The 23,328-nt window shown below is 69.9% G+C and carries 19 protein-coding genes; 11 read left to right on the top strand and 8 right to left on the bottom strand.

Translation table 11 applies throughout. The annotated features are described in order from the left end of the window. Positions 1 to 14: 14 nt before the first annotated feature. Both SCWH03_RS07615 and SCWH03_RS07610 read left to right on the top strand, forming a co-directional pair. Positions 15 to 362 (top strand): WXG100 family type VII secretion target, encoded by a 348-nt coding sequence (locus SCWH03_RS07615; protein ID WP_173263407.1) that lies wholly within the window; start codon positions 15 to 17, stop codon positions 360 to 362. 256 nt (positions 363 to 618) lie between these two features. Further along, positions 619 to 921, top strand: a complete 303-nt coding sequence (locus SCWH03_RS07610) for a WXG100 family type VII secretion target (protein ID WP_173263406.1) — start codon at positions 619 to 621, stop codon at positions 919 to 921. A gap of 281 nt (positions 922 to 1,202) precedes the next feature. On the opposite strand, the gene SCWH03_RS07605 is transcribed toward SCWH03_RS07610, so the two are convergent. The 6 genes from SCWH03_RS07605 to eccCa form a co-directional block, all read right to left on the bottom strand. Further along, entirely contained in the window at positions 1,203 to 1,751 is a 549-nt protein-coding gene (locus SCWH03_RS07605) for a GNAT family N-acetyltransferase (RefSeq protein ID WP_173263405.1), read from the bottom strand. A 226-nt stretch (positions 1,752 to 1,977) separates the two neighbouring features. Next, positions 1,978 to 2,532 carry a hypothetical protein gene (locus SCWH03_RS28835; protein ID WP_254076615.1) on the bottom strand — a complete coding sequence of 185 codons (555 nt, stop codon included), beginning with the start codon at positions 2,530 to 2,532 and terminating at the stop codon, positions 1,978 to 1,980. A 75-nt stretch (positions 2,533 to 2,607) separates the two neighbouring features. Next, positions 2,608 to 4,923, bottom strand: a complete 2,316-nt coding sequence (locus SCWH03_RS07595) for a DUF6571 family protein (protein WP_173263404.1) — start codon at positions 4,921 to 4,923, stop codon at positions 2,608 to 2,610. Positions 4,924 to 4,925: 2 nt separating this feature from the next. Further along, positions 4,926 to 5,453 (bottom strand): hypothetical protein, encoded by a 528-nt coding sequence (locus SCWH03_RS07590; RefSeq protein ID WP_173263403.1) that lies wholly within the window; start codon positions 5,451 to 5,453, stop codon positions 4,926 to 4,928. 62 nt (positions 5,454 to 5,515) lie between these two features. Next, positions 5,516 to 6,100: a hypothetical protein gene (locus tag SCWH03_RS07585; RefSeq protein ID WP_173263402.1), complete on the bottom strand. Its 585-nt coding sequence runs from the start codon at positions 6,098 to 6,100 to the stop codon at positions 5,516 to 5,518. Between the two features lie 239 nt (positions 6,101 to 6,339). After that, positions 6,340 to 10,308 carry a type VII secretion protein EccCa gene (eccCa, locus tag SCWH03_RS07580; RefSeq protein WP_173263401.1) on the bottom strand — a complete coding sequence of 1,323 codons (3,969 nt, stop codon included), beginning with the start codon at positions 10,306 to 10,308 and terminating at the stop codon, positions 6,340 to 6,342. Positions 10,309 to 10,537: 229 nt separating this feature from the next. On the opposite strand from eccCa, the gene eccD reads away from it, so the two are divergent. The 6 genes from eccD (at position 10,538) to SCWH03_RS07550 (ending at position 17,943) form a co-directional block, all read left to right on the top strand. After that, on the top strand, positions 10,538 to 12,052 hold the full coding sequence (eccD, locus tag SCWH03_RS07575; RefSeq protein WP_173263400.1) for a type VII secretion integral membrane protein EccD: 1,515 nt from the start codon (positions 10,538 to 10,540) through the stop codon (positions 12,050 to 12,052). A 415-nt stretch (positions 12,053 to 12,467) separates the two neighbouring features. After that, on the top strand, positions 12,468 to 12,755 hold the full coding sequence (rpsO, locus tag SCWH03_RS07570; protein WP_123189487.1) for a 30S ribosomal protein S15: 288 nt from the start codon (positions 12,468 to 12,470) through the stop codon (positions 12,753 to 12,755). A gap of 280 nt (positions 12,756 to 13,035) precedes the next feature. Next, the gene (locus tag SCWH03_RS07565; RefSeq protein ID WP_173263399.1) at positions 13,036 to 15,261 is read left to right on the top strand and encodes a polyribonucleotide nucleotidyltransferase; all 2,226 of its coding nucleotides are present in this window, start codon (positions 13,036 to 13,038) and stop codon (positions 15,259 to 15,261) included. After that, the gene (locus SCWH03_RS07560) at positions 15,258 to 16,637 is read left to right on the top strand and encodes a M16 family metallopeptidase (protein ID WP_173263398.1); all 1,380 of its coding nucleotides are present in this window, start codon (positions 15,258 to 15,260) and stop codon (positions 16,635 to 16,637) included. The genes SCWH03_RS07565 and SCWH03_RS07560 overlap by 4 nt, the downstream gene beginning before the upstream one ends. A 91-nt stretch (positions 16,638 to 16,728) precedes the next feature. Next, positions 16,729 to 17,481, top strand: coding sequence for a 4-hydroxy-tetrahydrodipicolinate reductase (gene dapB / locus SCWH03_RS07555; protein ID WP_173263397.1), 753 nt, complete (start codon positions 16,729 to 16,731; stop codon positions 17,479 to 17,481). 9 nt (positions 17,482 to 17,490) lie between these two features. Continuing rightward, positions 17,491 to 17,943: a tetratricopeptide repeat protein gene (locus SCWH03_RS07550; protein ID WP_173263396.1), complete on the top strand. Its 453-nt coding sequence runs from the start codon at positions 17,491 to 17,493 to the stop codon at positions 17,941 to 17,943. 328 nt (positions 17,944 to 18,271) lie between these two features. Here the strand turns inward: SCWH03_RS07550 and SCWH03_RS07545 are convergent, their stop codons facing one another. Both SCWH03_RS07545 and SCWH03_RS07540 read right to left on the bottom strand, forming a co-directional pair. Further along, positions 18,272 to 18,823: an SCO5741 family PH domain-containing membrane protein gene (locus tag SCWH03_RS07545; RefSeq protein ID WP_173263395.1), complete on the bottom strand. Its 552-nt coding sequence runs from the start codon at positions 18,821 to 18,823 to the stop codon at positions 18,272 to 18,274. Between the two features lie 126 nt (positions 18,824 to 18,949). Next, entirely contained in the window at positions 18,950 to 19,189 is a 240-nt protein-coding gene (locus SCWH03_RS07540) for a hypothetical protein (protein ID WP_173263394.1), read from the bottom strand. 193 nt (positions 19,190 to 19,382) lie between these two features. Here SCWH03_RS07540 and thyX point away from each other — a divergent pair, with 193 nt between their 5' ends. From thyX to SCWH03_RS07525, 3 genes are all read left to right on the top strand, one after another. Further along, positions 19,383 to 20,120 (top strand): FAD-dependent thymidylate synthase, encoded by a 738-nt coding sequence (gene thyX, locus SCWH03_RS07535; RefSeq protein WP_173263393.1) that lies wholly within the window; start codon positions 19,383 to 19,385, stop codon positions 20,118 to 20,120. A gap of 188 nt (positions 20,121 to 20,308) precedes the next feature. Continuing rightward, the gene (dapA, locus tag SCWH03_RS07530; protein WP_173263392.1) at positions 20,309 to 21,208 is read left to right on the top strand and encodes a 4-hydroxy-tetrahydrodipicolinate synthase; all 900 of its coding nucleotides are present in this window, start codon (positions 20,309 to 20,311) and stop codon (positions 21,206 to 21,208) included. Between the two features lie 139 nt (positions 21,209 to 21,347). Then, positions 21,348 to 23,033 carry a ribonuclease J gene (locus SCWH03_RS07525; protein WP_173263391.1) on the top strand — a complete coding sequence of 562 codons (1,686 nt, stop codon included), beginning with the start codon at positions 21,348 to 21,350 and terminating at the stop codon, positions 23,031 to 23,033. Positions 23,034 to 23,328 lie beyond the last annotated feature (295 nt).

Raw genomic sequence — 23,328 nt, 5'->3', positions numbered from 1 at the left:
GAAGGGAAACGACTGTGTCACAGGGCCAGCGGCTTTCAGACCAGCAAGTCATCCAGCTCGAGAGGCAGCTCTCCGAGAAGTTCGACTCGATCAGGGGCCAGTTGCAGCAGATCCAGGGCACGATCGACAGCCTCGAGGGCCAGTGGAAGGGCATCGGCGCCGGGGCGTTCAACTCGAAGCAGCAGGAGATCAACGCGTCGATGGCGCGTCTCGGCAACATCCTCGCGAAGTTCATCGAGGCCATGAGCACCTCGCGGAGGATCAAGGACAGCACCGAGGACGACGTCCGCGCCGCTGTGCAGGCGGTCAGCGTCGACCTCGGTGGCGGCGCAGGCCCGAGGTCGGGGCTCGCGGGTCTCTAGTGCCGCGTCAGGCGGCGCTCGCCCCGTCGCCACGGCCGGTACGCCGGCGCGCGGCGTTGGCGAATCGACCGAGTGGACCGCGGCGAGCAGGACCACGACGCGGTCGGCCCGGTGCCCCGCGATGCACCGCATCGCACGCCGCTCCCTCCGTGACGGGCCGGCTCCGCCCGGCGCGGCACGAGGACGCTGGACGCAAGTGACTCCGGTGCCAAGGCCGAGTCACCACCACACACGAGCACACACGAGATGAGGAACCATGGGCATGTACTCGGGAGACGAACTCGTCGTCAAATACGGCGGGCTTGACCTGGCGGCGACCACGCTCGGCAACCAGGCCAAGAAGCTCGAGGAGGACCTGCGGGAGATCAAGGCGGCCATGGCCACCGTGGCCGCGGGCTGGGAGGGCGAGGCCCACAACGCCTACGTCCAGGAGCAGGTGAAGTGGGACAAGGAGGCCGCGGACATCCAGCGTGCACTCATGCAGATCGGCCAGGTCGTGGCCAACGCGGGCGGTGACTACCTGGGCGGCGACAAGAAGGCCGCCGGCTACTTCGCCTGACAGGCCCGGCCGAGGCCGGTGACTTCAGCACACGGATCAGGGGTGGGCACGCGCGAGGGGCGCCCACCCCTGATCCGGTGTTTCGGGGAAAGGGACCCGCTCGAAGCGCGATCACCGGTCAGACCGGGAACGTGATCATTGTCAACCCCCGACGTCCGGGCATCCGTACTCAGCTCATGGACGACCACGATTGCCGGTCTGCTGTGCATCCATCCGGTACCGCATCGAGTACCAGCAGCGCCGGGGTGCCCGTCCCGAAGTCGAGGCTGCCCGGTCCGAGGTCAACCAGACCCCGTGACGGGGGACCATACGCCGAACCACTGCTCGGCGCCCCATTCCTCGAACCGTCGCACCTCGGTGAACCCCAGCTTCGCCGCAAGGCGCATCGAACGGTCGTTGGCGGTCTGGGTGCAAAGCACCACCGGCTCGCCGGGAAGCCCGTCTGCGAACCAGCCGAGCGCCGCCGCACACGCCTCGGCGGCATACCCGCGTCCCCACGCCTCCGGCAGGAACATATAGCCGAGCTCGGTCTCCCCGGCGTCGGGACGGACGTGCCCCGGGCGCTCCGCGTCGCGCCGATCGAGCGTGATCGTGCCGATCATCGCTCCGTCGAGATCGACCACGAAAAGGCCGGGGCGTCGGCCCGGCAGTTCGGGCACCGCGCGTTCGAGCTCGTCACGGGGTCGCGGGCCACCGAGATAGGTGCGTACCTCCGGCAGGGCGAACAGTTCGATGAACGCCGCGCGGTCCCGGGCCTCGGACTGACGGAGTACAAGCCGTTCGGTCCGTATTGGGGCAGGTGGCCAGACGACGGTTCCGAGCTCGGTCATGGCGGCAACCTATCGCATGCCCATAAGGGCAATCCGAGAGAGCAGGCCACGGCCAGGGCCTTTGTTCGAGGCCCGGCGGTCAACAGTCGCGGCAGGCCAGCCCCCGGGTAGCGACCGAACTTACCGCCAAGGGGTGGCAGGTAGAGCTCCAAGCCTACGGCCGCGAAGGAGGTGTGCAGGGTCGGCGGTGGGTGATGGTGGGAAGCGGATCTGCGGGTCTGCGGGTTCACCCGCTTGAGCACGCCTCGGATTGCCTTACCGAGTCGGTGTACTCCGTGATCAGCTGTTTCATCGCGGCTGTGCTGCCAAGGCCGGGCGAACGCACCTCGATGATTGCGAACATGTCCCCTGTGAACGTGGGGTTACGGCACGGGTCGACCCTTGCCACCGCGCCTCCGGCTTCGTAGAGATAGCTGCCGGTCGTCTCGTACTCGGCCATGTCGATGTGTTTGGTGTCGAGTGCCACTGCGGTGATCCGCGCGTTCTTCTCCCGCCAATCCTGACTGGCCGTCAGAGCAGGCTTCCCGTCGACGCGGACCTCACACCGCTCGGTCCCCTTCACTGGGGATGCCTCGGCTGTGGAAAGAGAGGAGCCGCCTGGAAGGAACGGGGCCAAGGAGCTGGGCTGCACTGCGATGCCGCACAGCGAAGCAGGGACTGAGTACTTCCGCGCCTGCTGAGGCTCCTCGGAGCATCCGGTCAGCGCGGCAAGCGCCGCAACGGCCAAGGCGGCACAGGCGCGCCCGGAGCCAGCCATGCGTGGGGCGGGGTACTTCTTCAACGCGAACCTCGTTGTATGTCCTTGAAGGGATCCGATGCCGGCGACGAATTGTGCTGCCGCCGCAGCGAATGGGGTCTAGATGTCGGTCTGCAGATCCTTGGCCACGCTCTCCGTGAAGCCGCCCCCCAGGTCGTAGCCGTTCCGTGAACCGGTGCGGGCGCTCTCCACAAGATCCGAGCTATGTGGAAGCCCATGAGCACTTGCCGCAGAGTCGGCGGCGGTCACCGCGTACTTGATGCTGTCTTCCAGCCCGTTTTCCCACTTCTCGCCCATTTTGGGGCCGGCTTCGTCCTTGGCTTTTCCCTCGGCATCCTGAAATACATGTTCGAGGACGACGCCACTGACAGTGGTTGCTCCGCCGCCCACCACGGCGCCTACCACCGGCGTGGCGATGAATGAAACGCCCACGCCGATTCCGGTGCCAATGCCCCCGGAGATGCCGCTCTTCCACTTGGCAACTGATTGCTCGTACTTCTTGTCGGCATCTTCCGCCGCGCCGGCCAGTGCTTCCTGTCGGCCTACGTTCAAGGCGGCTGACACCTCGCCGCTGGAGTGCGCAATCTCATGGACAAGGAGTTTCTGGTCGCCGCTGTAGCGCTGGACCTCCGGGAGATCCGGATTCAGGTGGTAGTCCATGAGGTTGGTCATATAGGCTTGTTGGCCCACTTGTACGGCGGCGTAGCCGTCCGGATCCTGTCCGATGGTGAGCAGGAAGCGCGACACATCCCGGTGGTCGAGAATCGCTGCCGAACCGGCGAGAGGGAAGAGCCTCGCCACGTTGTCTCTCGCCGTCTTTTCGCCCTGGGTTGCTTGCGGGTCCGCGTTCGTGTCCGTGGTGGCACGATTGATGTCCGGCAGGTATTCCGAAGCGATCTGCCCCATGCTGTCGGACATATGGCCGTGCTTCGTCAGTCGCGTGTCGTCCTCCGCGATCGAGGCGACGAGCGACTCCATCAGTTGAGCCTGAGCGGCCGAGTGCGGCGGGAGGTCGGCGGTCGGCATCTCACCTGCCGGATGGCCGGTCGTCGCGGCCTCCAGCGCCATCGCCAGGTTGTTCCGCCCCGCGATGCTCTCTTCGCGGTCCTTGTCGTAGTCGTGGGGCCAGTCGCGCTCCTCGAAGAAGTACTCGAAGTTGCTCAGCGAGCGCCGGTCGTCCTTGCCCTCCACCGTGAAGTCGTGGTCCTCGTCCTTGGTGAGGAAGGTGTCACCGAAGAACTCGGTTGCCGCGTGCGGGTTGTTGGCGAGGGCCTTGAAGTAGCCGGTCATCGGGTCCCACCCGGTGTCGGTACCCGTGTGGTTGAGCTGTGGATCAATGCCGAGGGGCTGCCAGGCGACATGGGCACCGTTGTGCGTGAGCTTCTTCTCCGCGGCGACGAGCTTGGTGCCGTACTCGTTCAGGAACGTGTCGTCGTAGTCGCCCCATCGCATCAGGTTGCTCATGACCTGTCCGCCGAAGGGCATTCCGCCGTTCTTCTCCAGCGGCCTGTCGGCGAAGGCTACGACATCGCGCTTCCAAGTCTCCATGGCGGCCGTGTCACTCCGGCTGGCCGTGGCCAGTGTGAGGCCGAGGTTCTTCTGGAGGTCGGCCATCTGCTCGCGCCGCTCGTGCATGAGCTCCGGATTGACCATGGGCCTGTTCAGATCGGCCCAGAACTCCAGGGTGCCCTTGCCGCCGAGCGTCTTCGCGAAGTGCTCGGCGAAGAGGCCGTCGCCGGCGAATCTCTTGAGGCCGGCGTTCAACCGGTCGAACTCCTCGACCGTGAGATCCTCGGGGTTCGTCTTCGCCAGCTTCGCCAGGGAATCGGCTTCCCGGAGCGCGTCGGCCGCGGTGTCCCGATCGGCGTAGCCGTTATCGGAGAAGCCGAGCTTGCTCTGGTCGACGAGTGCCGTGAGGACCCTGGTCGCGGAGCTGTCGCTCTGGGTCGCGCTGTCGAGGATCTTCTGCACCTCGTCCCGCAGGGCCGTCACATCCGCGTCGGTGTGGCGGGGGAGGCTCGTCCCCTTCGCGGCCCGGTCGGGATGGATGTTCATGCTCACCGTGAAGCCGCCGCCCACTGTGGAGACGACGGTGAGGTTCTTCATGAGCCCGCGCTCGATCGCCTCGTTCAGCTTGGCCTGGTAGCCCTTCAGCTCGCTGCCGGTGTCCCTCAGGATGTTGCGGATCGACGTGGCCTGGGTGTGGGCGTCGGCGAACTCGCCGGCTGTTCTGCCGATGAACTGCTTGGAGATCTTCTCGTTCTCGCCTGTCCAGTTCGACTTGTTCGACTGCACGCGGAGGCCGTCGTCGGCGTCCTCCTTCAGGCCGGCGAGCTTGCCGATGAGAGTCGTCCAGTCGGTGACGGCTTCGTCGAGCAGACCGAACTTGGCGAAACGGAGGGTCTCAAGATCCATGACTAGTCCTTGTCTTTCTCGTCCTTCTCGTTCTTCTCGTCCTTTTCGTTGTCGCCGTAGATCTTGTTCTTCGCGCCCGGCTCCCCGACCCGTTCGTCGAATCCGCTGTCCAGCGTGGCGATGCTGCTCAGCTGCCCGGTGATGTAGTGCTCGTCGTCCTTGTGGATCTTCTTCGTCACCCGCATGTGGTTGGAGATATGGGAGCAGGCGTCCCGGAGGGAGCCGAGCTGTTCGTCCCAGCGTTTGGCCACGTGGGCGAGCCCGGCCCCGAGCTCGAAGCCCTGGCGCTTGAGGTCCTCAGCGGCTTTGGAACTGCTGGGGCCGGCCACGCGCGCCTCGTCCCATAGCCGGTTGAACAGCGTGGACGCGTTGCTGCCGATCTTCGCGAGATCGGTCTCGGAAGCCCTGAGGCCGCCGTAGCTCCCTCCGCCTCCGCCCCCGCCCTCATCGGGCACCCGGTTCAGCCGCATCTGGTCCGACTGACGCCCGGCCGCCTGAGTCTTGAGCTGTTCCCACTCGTCCCACGCCATCTGGCCCACCTTTCCGGCTGTCTACCTTGCACATCAAGAGGAAGCGTTCGCGGTTCCTGTGCTCACTTCGTGCAGGAGCCCTCCGAGGCGTCGGCGCGCACGTCGAAGTAGCTCGGCGACATGCCCTCCGGACCTGGCTGCTCGGGTGACGGCTCGGCCGTCACCTTCAGGCACGCGGTGCCGTCCTCACTGCTCACTTCGTAGTGCTCCACGTTGCCCTCTGGATCCAGAGAGCCCGAACGCCACACCAGAACGGCCGTCGGATCGTCCCTCTCCGGTCCTCGGAACTCCGGGTCCACCCGCTCGACCCAGGAGCCGTCGTCAGAGGCCAGCACCGGGAACATCGTCGATCCGTCCAGCCAGTCGGCCACGGCGACGGTTCGCTCGAACACCTCGGCCTGACCGGCCCGGTCGGGTTGGTCCAGCGCGTCGAGCTGAAAGCTTGACCAGGAGCCCCAGAACGCCAGGCCGGCGGCCGCGAAACAGAGCAGCCGCTGGACGAGGAACCCGGCGTCGGACGGCTCGGTAGACGCCGGGTCGGTGTGACGGCAGGCCTGGGACCGCCACCAGATCGCCCGGTGGTCGGCGAACCCGAGCATGACGAACGCCACGCCGAAGAGCACCATGAAGACCGCGAGCCCTGCCATGCCTCTGATCCCTTTCTCCGGGCCCCGCCATGACCGGGGGCCGGTGGCGTTCCGCTGCCATTGCGGGCGTAGGCCCGCGCTCGTGGAAGTTCGGCCGTCGCGCGGCGCGGTGCCGTGTCCCTCATGGACGCGCACCAACAGCCGGCGCCCGGGCGCGCAAGCTGCCCGCTAGCACTCCACGGCCGTACCCGGGCCTGAGGGCAGCGCGGTGGACGGTACGGCGCGGCACGTGCCCGCCGTCACTCGGGATCCCCCAACCACCCCGTCTGCACCAGCGGCTTCCCACGCTGGCGGGACACGAAGATGCCCCGCCCCGCGGGCATGGGCCGCATGCGGACGCCGAGCACCTCGCCCTCCGCCGGGTCGCCGGACAGCAGAAGTCCCTGTGCGCCGAGTTCCGTCATACGCTGCAGGAAGGGCTCGTACGCCGCGCGGCTCGCTCCCGCCGAGTTGCGCGCGATGATGAAGCGGACACCGACGTCCCGCGCGAAGGGCAGCTGCTCGGTGAGCTTGGCCAGCGGGTTGCCGCTCGATGTGGACACGAGGTCGTAGTCGTCGACGACCACGAACACGTCAGGACCCTGCCACCAGCTCCGGTCGCGCAGTTGCTGTGCCGTGACCTCGGCGGACGGTGCACGGCGCTGCATCAGGTCCGCCAGTGCGTCGACGTGGTGGCCCATGGCGTTGGACATCGGCACGTACTCGGCCAGGTGCGTGGCGGGGGTGGCGTCCAGCAGGGCACGGCGGTTGTCGATCACGAAGAACTTGGCCGCGTCGCCGTCGTACCGTTCCGTCAGCTGCTTGATGAGCAGGCGCAGCAGGTTCGACTTGCCGGACTCGCTCTCGCCGAAAACCAGGAAGAACGGGTCCCGGCCGAAGTCGGCGAACACCGGCTCCAGGTTGTTCTCGTCGATCGCGAACGACACACCGCGCCGTGGTTCGGCCAATCCCGCGGGGAGCCGTCCGGCGGGGAGCTCCCGCGGAAGCAGACGTACCTTCGGGGCGGAGGCGCCTGCCCAGTGGCGGCCGACCTCCCGCACCATCGCGGTGGTCGCCTCCGCCAGGTCGCTGTCGGAGGTGATGCCGTCGATCCGCGGCACCGCGGCCATGAAGTGCAGCTTCTCCGGGGTCAGCCCGCGCCCCGGCACCCCGGTGGGCACGTTCACCGCCGCCTTGCGGTCCAGTTCGGAGTCCATGGTGTCGCCGAGCCGCAGCTCCAGCCGGTTCATCAGCTGGTCCTTGATGTTGGACCGCACATCCATCGACCGGGAGGCGGTCAGGATCACATGGATCCCGTAGCCCAGCCCGCGCACCGCCATGTCGACGACCGCCGACTCCAGCCCCTCGTAGTCGGAGCGGAAGTTGCCCCAGCCGTCGACGACCAGGAACACGTCCCCCCACGGCTGCTCGGCCACGGAGATCTCCCCGCGCGCCCGGAGCCTGCGGTAGGTGGCGATGGAGTCGACACCCGTGCTGCGGAAGTACTCCTCCCGGCGCGTCATGATGCCGTACACCTCGGCCACCGTACGGCGGACCTTCTCGGGGTCGAGGCGTGAGGCGACACCGCCCACGTGGGGCAGGCCCGCGACCGACGACAGACCGCCGCCGCCGAAGTCGAGGCCGTAGAACTGCACCTCGTGCGGGGTGTGGGTGAGCGCGAAGCCCGAGATGATCGTCCGCAGCAGTGTCGACTTGCCCGATTGGGGGCCGCCGACGATCTGCATATGGCCGGCGGCGCCGGAGAAGTCCCGGTAGAGGGTGTCCCGGCGCTGCTCGTAGGGCTTGTCGACGACGCCGAGCGGAACGACGAGCCGCCCCGCGCCCTCGAATCCGGGCTGCGTCAGTCCCCGGCCCTGAACCGGAGACAGACCCGGCAGGAGCTCGTCCAGCGGCGGGGGGTTGTCCAGCGGCGGCAGCCACACCCGGTGGGCCTGGGCGCCCCGGCCCTCCAGTCGCCGCACGATCACGTCGAGCACCGAGTCGGCGAGCGCGTCGTCCTCGCTCCCGCGCGTGTCGGGCGCCGGTGCCCGTACCGCCGACTCGATGTAGTGGACCGGCACCGGTGCGGCCGTGAACGGCACCGGCCTGCGGTCCACCGGCAGCGGGCCGCCGGGTGCGGCCGCCTGCTGCCCGTTCGCCCGGTAGACACCGGAGACGTAGGCGGCCTTGAACCGCACCATCTCGTCGGTGCCGAACTTCAGATAGCCGGAACCGGGGACGTTGGGCAGATGGTATGCGTCCGGTACGCCGATCGCCGCCCGCGACTCGGCCGCCGAGAACGTGCGCAGCCCGACCCGGTACGACAGATACGTCTCCAGTCCGCGCAGCCGCCCCTCCTCCAGGCGCTGCGACGCCAGCAGCAGATGGACGCCGAGGGACCGGCCGATGCGGCCGATCTGCACGAACATCTCGATGAAGTCCGGCTTCGCGGTGAGCAGTTCGCTGAACTCGTCGATGACCAGCACCAGGGACGGTACGGGCTGCAGCGGGGCGCCGGCCGCCCGGGCCTTCTCGTAGTCGTGGATGTTGGCGTAGTTGCCGGCGTCCCGGAGCAGTTCCTGACGGCGATTCAGCTCGCCGCGGATCGAGTCGCCCATCCGGTCGACCAGGGTGAGGTCGTCCGCCAGGTTGGTGATCACGGCGGCGACGTGCGGCATCCGCGACATTCCGGCGAAGGTCGCGCCGCCCTTGAAGTCCGCGAGGACGAAGTTGAGCGTTTCCGATGAGTGGGTCACCGCGAGTCCGAGCACCAGGGTGCGCAGCAGCTCGGACTTGCCGGAACCGGTCGCGCCGACGCACAGACCGTGCGGGCCCATGCCCTCCTGCGCGGCCTCCTTCAGGTCGAGCATGACCGGCGAGCCGTCCTCGCCGACACCGATCGGCACCCGGAGCCGCTCGGCCTGCGAGCGCGGCCGCCAGCTGCGGCCGACGTCCACCGATGCGGCGTCGCCGAGGCCGAGCAGATCGGTGAACTCGAGGTTGGCCAGCAGCGGTTCGTCGTCGTCCCCGCCCGCGGCCACGCGCAGCGGCGCCAGCTGCCGGGCGAGGGCTTCGGCCGCCTCGATGCCCAGCCGGTCCGGCGCGCCGTCGTACACCAGGCCGTGCCCCGACTCCAGGCGCAGGGAGTCCGGATGCACCACCACCGACAGTCCGCCGCGCGCGTCGCCCATCTCGCCGGGGACGACCTCGACCAGCGTCACGCCCTGCAGGCCTTCGGCGGCGGCGAGCGGCGACATCGGCGGCACGGACCGGCCGTCGAGTACGACGACGAGGTGCGGCCGGTCGAGGAGCGGGTTCTGGGGGCCCTGGAAACGCGGGCGTCCCTCCAGCCGGCTCGCCAACATGTCCTGCAGGTCGCGGGCCTCGGTGGTGATCAGACGCCGGCTTCCCGCGCCGTCGCCCGGGCCCTGCGCCTGGACGTGCGGCAGCCACTTCGCCCACTCCCAGTGCCCCGCGGCGGCGGGCTCGGCGGCGATCGCGACGACCAGGTCCTCGGGGGAGTGCAGCGCGGCGAGCGAGCCGATCACCGCCCGCGCGGCGGACCGGACCGACTCCGGATCGCCGCTCACCGTCAGGTGGTAGAAGGCCCGCAGGGACAGCGCCATCGGCAGGCCGTCGAGAGTGCCGTGGGCCGTGATGAACTTCTGCATCGCGCCCGCGGTCAGCGGCTCCAACTCGTCGACGGGCGCCGTGTCGGGCGCCACCAGAGGGGTCGCCAGCTGCTGGCTGCCCAGTCCGATGCGCACCTGCCCGAAGTCCTCGTCACCGATCCGGCGCTCCCACACCCGGCTCCCCTCGGCCACCAGCGCCCACAGCTGCTCGGGCGACGGGTGCAGATAGAACTGGGCGTCGCGCTGCACGCGCGCGGTCCCGACGACCGTACGCCGGGTCTGCGTCAGGTACTTGAGGTAGTCCCGCCGCAGCCCGGCCAGCTCTCCCTGGGTGCCCCGCCGGTAGCGCACCAGCATGGCGATCGCCATCGCGACGGTGGACGCGATCATCACCATGCCCATGATCCGCATGATGGGGTTCGGCGTCATGAAGAAGAAGACGACGGACCCTCCCATGCCGAGCATCGGCAGCAACTGCATGAGCGCGCCCTCCTGCTGCCCTCTCGGCAGCTCGGGCGGTGGTTGCAGCTGCACCGGCTCGCCGGGCACCTCGGACGGCAGGACCCGTGGTGGGCGCTTGACGACGATCTGGCTCACAGCTCACCAATTCCCTTGCCGGACGGAAACGTTCCTATCGGCGCCCCCGTGGCGACGGGTTCCGTCCGCGGGGAGGGATCCTACTTGCGCGGGGGCGGCGAGGCGGGGGGTAGGGTGTCCCGACGCGTTTGCACACGCGTGAACTACCGCAGGAGCAGGGGCATGCAGGGGCATGGGGGCTATGCGGAACGGGGTTCCGGCCCGATGGCCCAGACGGCTCACGAGGGGGATGCAGCAGGTGAGTGTGACGGTCCAGGCGGCGGCCACCGGGGCGGGCCGGCCGGCTCCATCGACTCCGTCCGGCGGTGGAACCGGCTTCTGCCGGATCACGGTCGTCGCCCCCGACGGCCGCGTCGACGTGGCGCTGCCCGAAGACGTCCCCCTCGCCGACCTCCACCCCGAGATCCTGAGGCTGTCGGGGCAGAGCCCGGCGGAGGGCGCCCCGGTCGGCTACCACCTGGTACGCCGGGACGGCACCGTACTCGACGGCGCGCGTTCCCTCCTCTCCCAGCGCATCCTCGACGGCGAACTGCTGTCGCTGCGGCCCTTCGCCGAGTCGCTGCCCCCGGCGGTCTTCGACGACGTGTCCGACGCCGTGGCGTCCGCGGTCGCCCGCGACCGCACGCTGTGGACCGACGGTCTGATGCGCGCCGCCGGACTCGCCGGCGGCGCGGTGCTGCTCGTGCTGCTCGCCTTCGTGCTGTGGTCCGCCGACCCCGGCCGCGACACCCACGGCGTGCCGGGCGTCCTCGCCGGCGTCGCCGGGGTCCTGCTGCTCGCCCTCGCGTGCGTGCGCGCCCGGGTGTACACCGACCGGGGGGCGGCCGTCGCCCTCGGTGTCGGGGCGATGGCGAACGCCGCCGTCGCGGGGGCGGGGCTGCTGCCCGCGGCGCCGGGCCAGGGCGTCGGCCGGTTGCAGTTCCTGCTCGCCTGCGCCGCCGTGCTGGTGGTCTCGGTCATCCTGATGATGGTCGCGCCGGGCGGGGATGGGCCCTTCGTGGCGTTCGCCTTCGCCGCGGCCGTCGGCATGGCCGTGACCTTCGTCGCGATCATGACCGGGATGGAGCCGTCCGAGACCGCGGCGGTGTGCTCCCCGCTCGCCGTCGGGGCCCTCGCCTTCCTGCCGGGGCTGTCCACCCGCTTCGCCCGCCTCCCGGTCGGCTTCGAGCCCCCGCGCACCGCGGTCGGCGGCTACGGCGCCGACCAGCCGCCCGCGGGCCCGATCGACGCCGAGCGCATCGCCGCCCAGGCCCGCCGGGGCCATGAACTGCTCGTCGGCCTCGTCGGCGGCTGCGCTCTGCTGGCCGCCGGCTCGGCCGCCGTGCTCGGGTTCTCCGACGACGTCTGGGGCCGGCTGCTCGCGCTGGCGACCGGCGTCGCCATGCTGATGCGCGCCCATCTCTTCCGCTACACGGCCCAGGTCGGCTGCGCCCTCGCGGCCGGTCTGGGCTCGCTCGTCCTGCTGGTGCTCGGACTGAGCCTGAACCCCCCCGCCGGCCTCGTCGCCGCGGCCCTCAAGGGCGACGGCACGGGCCTGGACATCCGGACGGTGTGGCTGTCCGCCGCCGTCGCGGCCGGCGGCGCGGTGGTCTTCGCCATCGGGCTGATCGTCCCGCGCAAGGGCGTCACCCCCTTCTGGGGGCGCTTCCTGGAGGTCGCGGAGACGTTTGTGCTGCTCACGCTCGTGCCGCTGTGCCTGGCGGTCTTCGGCGTGTACCACTCCGTCCGGGCGCTGACGTCCTGACCCGCCGGTACCCCAGGCCTGTCCCGCGATCCTCGGCGGGCACACGAGACAGCCACCTCGCCGCGTCGCCGGATCACCCCGTGCACCCCGTACGAGGACGCCCCTCCGCCCGCGGCGCACCGCATCCGACGGCGCGCGCCGGTCCACCGGGTCGACGGGACGACGGGATTTCCCTCAGGCCCTGCCGGCGGACCGGACCCGCGGGGGGCTCCCCTCCGGGTCCGCGACCGGGCGCGGTGACCAGCTGCGGGGAGCTGGTACTCTGTGTGACGGCCGTCTGTGTACGCGCATCCGGGGCCCCGCGGGTCCTGGGAGCAGCGCCCATCGAGCCTTCGCCTCCGAGTCACGGAAGCTCCCCTGAGACCAAGACCAGGGGCACTCGCAGGCGCATCGAAACACCCATGAGGAGTACCGAGTGTCTCTCGACGCCGCCACGAAGAAGCAGATCATGTCCGAGTTCGGCACCAAGGAGGGCGACACCGGCTCCCCCGAGGTCCAGGTCGCGCTGCTCTCCCGCCGTATCTCGGACCTGACCGAGCACCTCAAGACCCACAAGCACGACCACCACTCCCGCCGTGGTCTGCTGATCCTGGTCGGCCAGCGCCGCCGGCTGCTGCAGTACCTGGCCAAGAAGGACATCCAGCGCTTCCGTACGCTGGTCGAGCGCCTCGGCATCCGCCGCGGTGCCGCGGGCGCCAGGTAGGACGCCGTGAGGGGAGCGGTTCCCACTTCCAGGGGGCCGCTCCCTTCGCCGTACGTGCGGAGTGTCACCGGCGCTTTGTAGTCTGGTCGCACAACGCCGTACCGAAAACGGAACACAGAACGAGGAGGAGCGCCCCTCCGCCGCCGGTCCTCGGTAGTGGCCCCCGGAAGCCAGACGACCGGGTGCTTCGATCGAAGACCGGTCCGCACGCAAGGCGCGCTTCTCCGCAACCGTCCTCCCGCCACACGGGCCGGAGGACGCAGACGAGGAGATATCGCTGGTGGAGAACGAGACCCACTACGCCGAAGCCGTCATCGACAACGGCTCCTTCGGCACCCGCACCATCCGCTTCGAGACGGGCCGCCTGGCCAAGCAGGCCGCCGGCTCCGCCGTCGCGTACCTGGACGACGACACCATGGTGCTGTCGGCCACCACCGCGTCCAAGAACCCCAAGGACCAGCTGGACTTCTTCCCCCTGACGGTCGACGTCGAGGAGCGGATGTACGCAGCGGGCAAGATCCCGGGCTCCTTCTTCCGCCGCGAGGGCCGGCCGTCCGAGGACGCGATCCTGACCTGCCGCCTGATCGACCGGCCACTGCGCCCCTCCTTCAGGAAGGGCCTGCGCAACGAGATCCAGATCGTCGAGACGATCATGGCGCTCAACCCCGACCACCTGTACGACGTGGTCGCCATCAACGCCGCCTCCTGCTCCACGCAGCTGGCCGGCCTGCCCTTCTCCGGCCCGATCGGCGGCACCCGCGTCGCACTGATCGACGGCCGGTGGGTCGCCTTCCCGACCCACTCGGAGCTGGAGAACGCCGTGTTCGACATGGTGGTCGCCGGTCGCGTCCTGGAGGACGGCGACGTCGCGATCATGATGGTCGAGGCCGAGGCCACCGAGAAGACGGTGGAGCTGGTCAAGGGCGGCGCCGAGGCGCCGACCGAGGAGGTCGTCGCCGTCGGCCTCGAGGCCGCGAAGCCCTTCATCAAGGTCCTGTGCAAGGCCCAGGCGGACCTGGCGGCGAAGGCCGCCAAGCCGACGGGTGAGTTCCCGGTCTTCCTCGAGTACCAGGACGACGTCCTGGAAGCCCTCACCGCAGCGGTCAGGAGCGAGCTCACCCAGGCGCTCACCATCGCGGGCAAGCAGGAGCGCGAGGCCGAGCTGGACCGGGTCAAGGCGCTCGCCGCCGAGAAGCTCCTGCCGGAGTTCGAGGGCCGCGAGAAGGAGATCTCCGCCGCGTACCGCTCGCTGACCAAGTCGCTGGTCCGGGCGCGCGTCATCAAGGAGAAGAAGCGCATCGACGGCCGCGGTGTCACGGACATCCGCACGCTCGCCGCCGAGGTCGAGGCCATCCCGCGGGTGCACGGCTCGGCCCTGTTCGAGCGCGGTGAGACCCAGATCCTGGGCGTCACCACCCTCAACATGCTCCGCATGGAGCAGCAGCTGGACACCCTTTCCCCGGTGACCCGCAAGCGCTATATGCACAACTACAACTTCCCGCCGTACTCCGTCGGCGAGACGGGCCGCGTCGGCTCCCCGAAGCGCCGCGAGATCGGCCACGGCGCCCTCGCCGAGCGCGCCATCGTGCCGGTGCTCCCGAGCCGCGAGGAGTTCCCGTACGCGATCCGCCAGGTGTCCGAGGCCCTCGGCTCCAACGGCTCGACGTCCATGGGCTCCGTCTGCGCCTCCACCATGTCGCTGCTGAACGCCGGTGTGCCGCTGAAGGCCCCGGTCGCCGGCATCGCCATGGGCCTGATCTCCCAGGAGATCGACGGCCAGACGCACTACGTCGCCCTCACCGACATCCTCGGTGCGGAGGACGCCTTCGGCGACATGGACTTCAAGGTCGCCGGCACCAAGGAGTTCGTCACCGCCCTCCAGCTCGACACCAAGCTGGACGGCATCCCCGCCTCCGTCCTGGCCGCGGCCCTCAAGCAGGCCCGCGACGCGCGCCTGCACATCCTCGACGTGATGATGGAGGCGATCGACACCCCGGACGAGATGTCCCCGAACGCCCCCCGGATCATCACCGTCAAGATCCCCGTGGACAAGATCGGCGAGGTCATCGGCCCCAAGGGCAAGATGATCAACCAGATCCAGGAGGACACCGGCGCCGAGATCACCATCGAGGACGACGGCACCATCTACATCGGTGCCGCCGACGGCCCGGCCGCCGAGGCCGCCCGCGCCACGATCAACGGCATCGCCAACCCGACCATGCCGGAGGTCGGCGAGCGCTACCTGGGCACGGTCGTCAAGACCACCACCTTCGGCGCGTTCGTCTCCCTGCTCCCGGGCAAGGACGGCCTGCTGCACATCTCGCAGATCCGCAAGCTCGCCGGCGGCAAGCGCGTGGAGAACGTCGAGGACGTGCTCGCGGTCGGCGCCAAGGTCCAGGTCGAGATCGCCGAGATCGACCAGCGCGGCAAGCTGTCCCTCATCCCCGTGGTCGCGGACGAGGACGGCGCCGACGACGGCGAGAAGAAGGACGACGCCGACAAGTGACGTTCCGTAGTGCCAGGGCGACGGCCCGCACCTCCTCGGAGGCGCGGGCCGTCGCCCGTACCCAAACACTCCTCAAGGGCGAGCACGGCATCGGCACGGTGCGCAAGACCACCCTCCCTGGCGGACTGCGCGTCGTCACCGAGACCCTGCCGTCCGTCCGCTCCGCCACCTTCGGCATCTGGGCACTGGTCGGCTCGCGCGACGAGACCCCCTCGCTGAACGGCGCCACCCACTATCTGGAGCACCTGCTCTTCAAGGGCACGCAGAGGCGCTCCGCCCTCGACATCTCCGCCGCCGTCGACGCGGTCGGCGGGGAGATGAACGCCTTCACGGCGAAGGAGTACACCTGCTACTACGCGCGGGTGCTCGACACCGATCTGCCGCTGGCGATCGACGTCGTCTGCGACATGCTCACCGGCTCGCTGATCCTCGACGAGGACGTGGACGCCGAGCGCGGCGTCATCCTCGAGGAGATCGCGATGACCGAGGACGACCCCGGCGACGTGGTGCACGACCTGTTCGCGCGCACCATGTTCGGCGACACCCCCCTGGGCCGCCCGGTCCTCGGCACCGTCGACACGATCAACGCGCTCAACCGCTCGCAGATCGCCCGCTTCTACCGCAAGCACTACGACCCGACCCACCTGGTGGTCGCCGCCGCAGGCAACGTCGACCACGCGACGGTGGTGCGGCAGGTCCGCAGGGCCTTCGACCGGGCGGGCGCCCTGACCCGGACGGAGGCCCGCCCGGTCGCCCCGCGCGACGGGCACCGCAAGCTGCGCGCCGCGGGCCGGGTGGATGTCCTCGACCGCAGGACCGAGCAGGCACACGTCGTCCTCGGCATGCCCGGCCTCGCCCGGGCGGACGACCGGCGATGGGCGCTCGGCGTGCTGAACGCCGCCCTCGGCGGCGGCATGTCCTCGCGGCTGTTCCAGGAGGTCCGGGAGAAGCGCGGTCTCGCCTACAGCGTGTACTCCTACACCTCGGGGTTCGCCGACTGCGGGCTCTTCGGCGTCTACGCCGGCTGCCGCCCCAGCCAGGTCCACGACGTCCTGAAGATCTGCCGCGACGAGCTCGACCGGGTCGCCCGCGAGGGGCTGGCCGACGACGAGATCGACCGTGCCATCGGCCAGCTCTCCGGCTCGACCGTCCTGGGGCTGGAGGACACGGGCGCGCTCATGAACCGCATCGGCAAGGGCGAGCTGTGCTGGGGCATGCAGATGTCCGTCGACGACATGCTGGCGAACATAGCCGCGGTGACGCCCGACGACGTGCGCTCCGTCGCGCGGGAGGTCCTGGGGCAGCGGCCCTCGCTGTCGGTGATCGGCCCGCTGAAGGACAAGCAGGCGAACCGTCTGCACGAGGCCGTCTCGTAGTCCCGCAGTCCCGGTACTTCCCGCCCCGCCGACCCGCGGTCCCCCGCTGACCCGGGCCCCCAGACCCGTACTTCGCAGAGAGAGCAGAGCAATGAGCAAGCTGCGTGTGGCCGTCCTCGGCGCCAAGGGCCGCATCGGCTCCGAGGCGGTGCGAGCCGTCGGAGCCGCCGCCGACATGGAGCTGGTCGCGGCACTGGGACGGGGCGACAGGCTGGAGACCCTCGTCGAGAGCGGCGCCCAGGTGGCCGTGGAGCTGACCACCCCCGCCTCGGTCGTGGGCAACCTCGACTTCTGCGTGCGGCACGGCATCCACGCGGTCGTCGGCACCACCGGCTGGACCGACGAGCGCCTCGCGCACCTGCGTACCACGCTCGAGGCGTCGCCGGAGACCGGTGTGCTGATCGCGCCCAACTTCTCCATCGGCGCCGTCCTCACCATGACGTTCGCCGCCAAGGCCGCCCGCTGGTTCGAGTCGGTCGAGGTTGTGGAGCTGCACCACCCGAACAAGGCGGATGCCCCCTCCGGCACGGCGACCCGCACGGCCCAGCTGATCGCCGCGGCCAGGGCCGAGGCCGGCTGCGCCCCCCAGCCCGACGCCACCGTCACCGCCCTGGAGGGAGCGCGCGGCGCCGACGTCGACGGGGTACCAGTGCACGCCGTACGGCTGCGGGGCCTGCTCGCCCACCAGGAAGTCCTGCTCGGCGGGGAGGGCGAGACCCTCACCCTCCGCCACGACTCCCTGCACCACAGCAGCTTTATGCCGGGCATCCTGCTGGGCGTCCGCCGAGTGGTGGACACACCCGGGCTGACCTTCGGCCTCGAGAACTACCTCGACCTCGGCTGAGGACCCCCGGTGCGCGCCAAGATCTCCTACTTCGTCACCGCCGCCGTCCTGGTCGTGTACATCGTCCTGGTCGGCAGCCGGGGGGTGCTGCTCATCGAGCAGGGCACCCTGCTCACGGTGGCCTTCGGAGCGTCGGTCCTGGTCCTTCCGGTGATCGGTCTGTGGTTCCTGTGGAAGAACACCCGCTTCGTCCGGCAGGCGAACGCCCTGGCGGCGGAGCTGGACGCCGAGGGGGGACTGCCCGCGGACGAACTGGTCCGTACGCCGGGCGGTCGCATCGACCGCGACTCCGCGGACGCCGTCTTCGCCGAGCGCCGGGCGGAGACCGAGGCCTCGCCTGAGGACTGGCGATGCTGGTTCCGGCTCGCGGTCGCCTACCACGACGCCCGGGACACCCCGCGCGCCCGCAAGGCGATGCAGCGTGCGATCGCACTCCACGGCGGAAGGCCGCCCTCGGCCTGACGCGCCTTCCCGGCGCGGCCATGCGCCGTCTCCTGCCGTCCCATGCCGGGGGCCGTCGTGTGGGGGCGGCTTCCGGGGGTCGGCCCCTTCTCCCGGGGCGTCCGGCGCGCCGCAGGGCCCTGCGGGGTGTGTTCTCCGGCCCCTGGCGACGGCCCCGGTGCGGTACCCGTCCGGGCCGCGCGGATCCGGGCGCCGTCGTACCCCGCGGGTCGTCGTGGCCGCGCCCCCGGGCCTGCCGTGCCCGTCGTCCGGGCGGGATACGAAGGGGCCGGGGTCGGGTGCCCGGGGCCGGGCACCCGAGCCCGGCCGAACTCCGGCCGAGTCGGGCTCAGCGCTGTGTGCCGTACTCCGCGCCCCATGCCTCGATGGCGTCCGCCGCGCGGTCGAACGCCTCGACACGTGACAGGAAGTCCCCGTTGTGGTCGGTGAGCAGGGTGAGGGGTTGCCCACCGTCGCGAACGAGGACCAGCGCCTGCCCCTGGACCGTCCGCGGCAGCCCGAGCCACCGCACCGGCTGCTGCGCGGTCCGCAGGGCGTTCACCTTCGCCCACGGCAGGGTGGTGGTCGACAGCAGCGCCACATGCCGCAGCCCGTGCCGGCTCACCCAGGTGCCCATGCGCAGGATCCGCAGCGCCCCGCAGAGGAGCAGCGCGGCGACGCCGAGGCAGCCGGCCGCGCCGGCCGGGGCCCCGGCGAAGGCGATGACCATGGCCGCGATCAGGACGAACGAGGCCAGCAGCAGAAGCAGTGCCGCCCCACCTACCCGCCAGGGGCCCGGCCGGTACGGGCGCCGCCACAGATCACGGTCGTCGAACGGCAGAGCGGCATCGTCGTCCGCGGCGTCAAAGGCGCGGTCCGCCGTCAGAAAGGGCAGGGGCACGGCTGGTCCTCACTCGTCACCACGTCGGGGGTTGTGACCGGTGAGGCTACCGAGGCGACCGCCGGCCAGCCACACCAGGGGGCCGTGGGGGCGCCCGCGTGTCCACCGGCCGGGGGCGGAGTCAGGTCAGCGCTCCTCGGACTCCTGCGCCTGACTCGGAGCCTTGGGCGAGACCGGGGCCTCCAGCGCCGGCAGCCCGAGGAGCAGTGACCCCACCAGACCGGCCGTCACGGTCAGGCCGATCAGCGTACGGCCGGCCAGCTGGGATGCACTGGGCCGCTGCCGGGGCGGGGGCCCGACATTGCTGCGGAACCGGTCGGCCTCGGCGACGAACGCGAACGGAACGGCTTCTCGCCGGCGGAACATGGTGCGGGCCTCCTCGGGGCGTGTGAGATGAAACGCTGCTACCGGTAGAGACGCGCATCACCGGGATTCGGTGCCCGAATCCAGCGAATCCGGAGAGGGAAACCGGGACGGTGTGCCCCGCCGGTCGTTGAAGCGGGCGAGCGTTGGAGAATGGACCCCGCCCGAGCGACGCAGACTGGAAGGACCCCCGCCGGTGACCCGGAACCCCGACGACATCAAGCCCAGCCTCCGCAGCGATGTCACCGTCGAACTCGTGAAGCACACCGCCGGCGACTCCGACGTGCTGTGGGCGGCCCGGGTCTCCACCGCGGGCGAGCAGTCGCTGGACGAACTCGCCAAGGACCCGGAGCGGTCGAAAGGACTGATCAACTACCTGATGCGGGACCGCCACGGCAGTCCCTTCGAGCACAACTCGATGACCTTCTTCATCAACGCCCCGATCTTCGTCTTCCGCGAGTTCATGCGCCACCGGGTCGGCTGGTCCTACAACGAGGAGTCCGGCCGGTACCGGGAGCTCCAGCCGGTCTTCTACGTCCCGGACGAGTCTCGCAGGCTCGTGCAGGAGGGCCGCCCGGGCAAGTACGTGTTCACGGAGGGTACCCAGGCCCAGCAGGAGCTGACCGGACGGGTGATGGAGGACTCCTACCGCCACGCCTACGAGGCCTACCAGGAGATGCTCGACGCCGGGGTGGCCCGCGAGGTCGCCCGCTCGGTCCTGCCCGTCGGCCTGTACTCGTCGATGTACGCGACCTGCAACGCCCGCTCGCTGATGCACTTCCTGGGCCTGCGCACCCAGCACGAACTGGCCAGGGTCCCGTCCTTCCCGCAGCGGGAGATCGAGATGGTCGGCGAGAAGATGGAGGAGCACTGGGCCGGGCTGATGCCGCTGACCCACCAGGCCTTCAATGCCAACGGCCGGGTGGCCCCGTAGGGCGCGGAGGTGCGGCCGGCCGTACCCGGTGTCCGTATTGCGGTGTTTCGAGAAGTTCATCTAGGCTGATCAAACGAGCCCGGCACTGCGTGAACCCCCGAGCAGGCAGTGCCGGGCTCCCATGGACAGGGATAGGTCACGTCCCCCGAAGGGGCCCTCCGCACAGAGCAGCGAGTAGCGTGTTACCCATGGCACCGATCTCGACTCCGCAGACCCCCTTCGGGCGGGTCCTCACCGCCATGGTCACGCCGTTCACGGCGGACGGCGCGCTCGACCTCGAAGGCGCGCAGCGGCTCGCCACCCATCTGGTGGAGGCAGGCAACGACGGCCTCGTCGTCAACGGCACCACCGGTGAGTCCCCGACCACCGGCAACGAGGAGAAGGACCAGCTCCTCCGTGCCGTCCTGGAGGCCGTGGGCGACCGGGCGCACGTGGTCGCGGGGATCGGGACCAACGACACCCGCCACAGCGTCGAGCTGGCACGTGCCGCCGAGCGCGCAGGCGCGCACGGCCTGCTGGCCGTCACCCCGTACTACAACAAGCCCCCGCAGGAGGGCCTGCACCGCCACTTCACGGCCATCGCCGACAGCACCGGACTGCCGGTGATGCTGTACGACATCCCCGGTCGCAGCGGCGTCCCGATCGACACCGAGACCATCGTGCGCCTCGCGGCCCACCCGCGGATCGTCGCCAACAAGGACGCCAAGGGCGACTTCGGCCGTGCGAGCTGGGCGATCGCCCGCAGCGGGCTCGCCTGGTACTCGGGCGACGACATGCTCAACCTGCCGCTGCTGTCCGTGGGTGCCGTCGGCTTCGTCTCGGTGGTCGGCCATGTCGTCACCCCGGAGCTCCGTGCCCTGGTCGACGCCCACACCGCGGGCGACGTGCAGAAGGCCACCGAGATCCACCAGAAGCTGCTCCCGGTCTTCACCGGCATGTTCCGCACCCAGGGCGTCATCACCAGCAAGGCCGCGCTCGCCCTCCAGGGACTGCCCGCGGGCCCGCTCCGGCTCCCGCTCGTCGAGCTCAGCGAGGCCGAGACCGCCCAGCTGAAGACCGATCTCGCGGCCGGCGGCGTACAGCTGTGACCACGGACTTCACAACTGAATACGTTCGGCTGAACACGTTCAACTGAAGACGAACGACCGGACGACAACAGCAAGTGCACGAATGTCATGCGCGCCACGTGCCCAGGCGGTACGTGGCGCGTGGAGTGAGGAGAGTCTTTTGAGTCATCCGCATCCCGAACTCGGCGCTCCGCCGAAGCTCCCCAAGGGCGGCCTGCGCGTCACACCGCTCGGCGGCCTCGGTGAGATCGGCCGCAACATGACCGTCTTCGAGTACGGGGGCCGGCTCCTGATCGTCGACTGCGGCGTGCTCTTCCCCGAGGAGGAGCAGCCGGGTGTCGACCTGATCCTGCCGGACTTCACCACCCTGGTGGACCGGCTCGACGACGTCGAGGCGATCGTTCTCACGCACGGCCACGAAGACCACATCGGCGGGGTGCCCTATCTGCTCCGCCTCAAGCCCGACATCCCGCTGATCGGCTCCAAGCTGACCCTCGCCCTGATCGAGGCCAAGCTCCAGGAGCACCGCATCCGCCCGTACACACTGGAGGTGGCGGAGGGGCGGCGTGAGAACGTCGGCCCCTTCGACTGCGAGTTCATCGCGGTCAACCACTCCATTCCGGACGCGCTCGCGGTCGCCATCCGCACCCCCGCGGGCCTGGCCGTGCACACGGGCGACTTCAAGATGGACCAGCTCCCGATGGACGGCCGCCTGACGGACCTGCACGCGTTCGCGCGCCTGAGCGAGGAGGGTATCGACCTCCTGCTGTCCGACTCCACGAATGCCGAGGTCCCCGGCTTCGTACCGGCGGAGCGGGACATCTCGAACGTGCTGCGCGGGGTGTTCGCCAACGCCCGCAAGCGCATCATCGTGGCCAGCTTCGCCAGCCACATCCACCGGGTGCAGCAGATCCTGGACGCAGCCCACGAGTACGGCCGCAAGGTCGCCTTCGTGGGCCGGTCCATGGTCCGCAACATGGGCATCGCCCGCGATCTCGGGTACCTCAGGGTGCCGTCCGGCCTCGTCGTGGACGTCAAGGCCCTCGACGACCTGCCCGACGACAAGGTCGTACTGATCTGTACCGGATCCCAGGGCGAGCCGATGGCGGCGCTGTCCCGCATGGCCAACCGGGACCACCAGATCCGGATCGTGCAGGGTGACACGGTGATCCTCGCGTCGTCGCTGATCCCGGGTAACGAGAACGCGGTCTACCGCGTGATCAACGGGCTGAGCCGCTGGGGGGCGAACGTCGTCCACAAGGGCAACGCCAAGGTCCATGTCTCGGGCCACGCCTCGGCCGGCGAACTGCTGTACTTCTACAACATCTGCAAGCCGAGGAACCTGATGCCGGTCCACGGCGAGTGGCGCCATCTGCGGGCCAACGCCGAACTCGGAGCCCTGACCGGCATTCCCAAGGACCACATCGTGATCGCCGAGGACGGGGTCGTCGTCGACCTGGTCGAGGGCCGGGCCAGGATCAGCGGCAAGGTACAGGCGGGCTACGTCTACGTGGACGGCCTCTCGGTCGGGGACGTCACCGAGGCCTCGCTGAAGGACCGCCGCATCCTCGGGGAGGAAGGCATCATCTCGGTCTTCGTCGTGGTCGACTCCACGAGCGGCAAGATCGTCGGCGGGCCGCACATCCACTCCCGCGGCTCCGGTATCGAGGACGCCGCCTTCGACGCGGTGATCCCCAGGATCGAGGAAGCCGTCCAGAAGTCCGCCGCCGACGGAGTCGCCGAGCCCCACCAGCTTCAGCAGCTGATCCGCCGCGCGATGGGCAAGTGGATCTCCGACACCTACCGCCGCCGGCCGATGATCCTCCCGGTGGTCGTGGAGGTCTGACGGTTCGTCGGCCCCACCGGAGCGGGGTGGCCCCCGATTTGCATCGGATCACCCCGCTCCAGTACCTTGGCGTCTCCGCCCGAGGGATCCCCGATACGCCGGTGTGCGTGTGAATGGCTTCCCCAGCGGCGCGGAAATCCGACTCGGAATCTCTGATAAAGTCGGGACCGCCGAAAGGTTGCCGCGAGGCGATCGAAAGGTGAAAGGCCCTCCAACGGCCATCGGAAATGGATTTCGGACCGGGAACGGTACGGAAATCGGATCTGGTAGGGTTGGAAACACCGAAGGGAAGCGC

The sequence above is a fragment of the Streptomyces pacificus genome (assembly GCF_011766325.1).
Classification (GTDB): Bacteria; Actinomycetota; Actinomycetes; order Streptomycetales; family Streptomycetaceae; genus Streptomyces; species Streptomyces pacificus.
The sequence above is the reverse complement of the archived record's forward strand: the minus strand, read 5'-3'. Positions and strand labels throughout refer to the sequence as shown.

Bases quoted from the DNA above. Each gene is read 5' to 3' on its own strand.
- SCWH03_RS07610 (WP_173263406.1), top strand. From the start codon at position 619: ATGGGCATGTACTCGGGAGACGAACTCGTCGTCAAATACGGCGGGCTT.
- SCWH03_RS07605 (WP_173263405.1), bottom strand. From the start codon at position 1,751: ATGACCGAGCTCGGAACCGTCGTCTGGCCACCTGCCCCAATACGGACC.
- SCWH03_RS07595 (WP_173263404.1), bottom strand. From the start codon at position 4,923: ATGGATCTTGAGACCCTCCGTTTCGCCAAGTTCGGTCTGCTCGACGAA.
- SCWH03_RS07590 (WP_173263403.1), bottom strand. From the start codon at position 5,453: ATGGCGTGGGACGAGTGGGAACAGCTCAAGACTCAGGCGGCCGGGCGT.
- SCWH03_RS07585 (WP_173263402.1), bottom strand. From the start codon at position 6,100: ATGGCAGGGCTCGCGGTCTTCATGGTGCTCTTCGGCGTGGCGTTCGTC.
- eccD (WP_173263400.1), top strand. From the start codon at position 10,538: ATGCAGCAGGTGAGTGTGACGGTCCAGGCGGCGGCCACCGGGGCGGGC.
- dapB (WP_173263397.1), top strand. From the start codon at position 16,729: ATGAGCAAGCTGCGTGTGGCCGTCCTCGGCGCCAAGGGCCGCATCGGC.
- SCWH03_RS07540 (WP_173263394.1), bottom strand. From the start codon at position 19,189: ATGTTCCGCCGGCGAGAAGCCGTTCCGTTCGCGTTCGTCGCCGAGGCC.
- dapA (WP_173263392.1), top strand. From the start codon at position 20,309: ATGGCACCGATCTCGACTCCGCAGACCCCCTTCGGGCGGGTCCTCACC.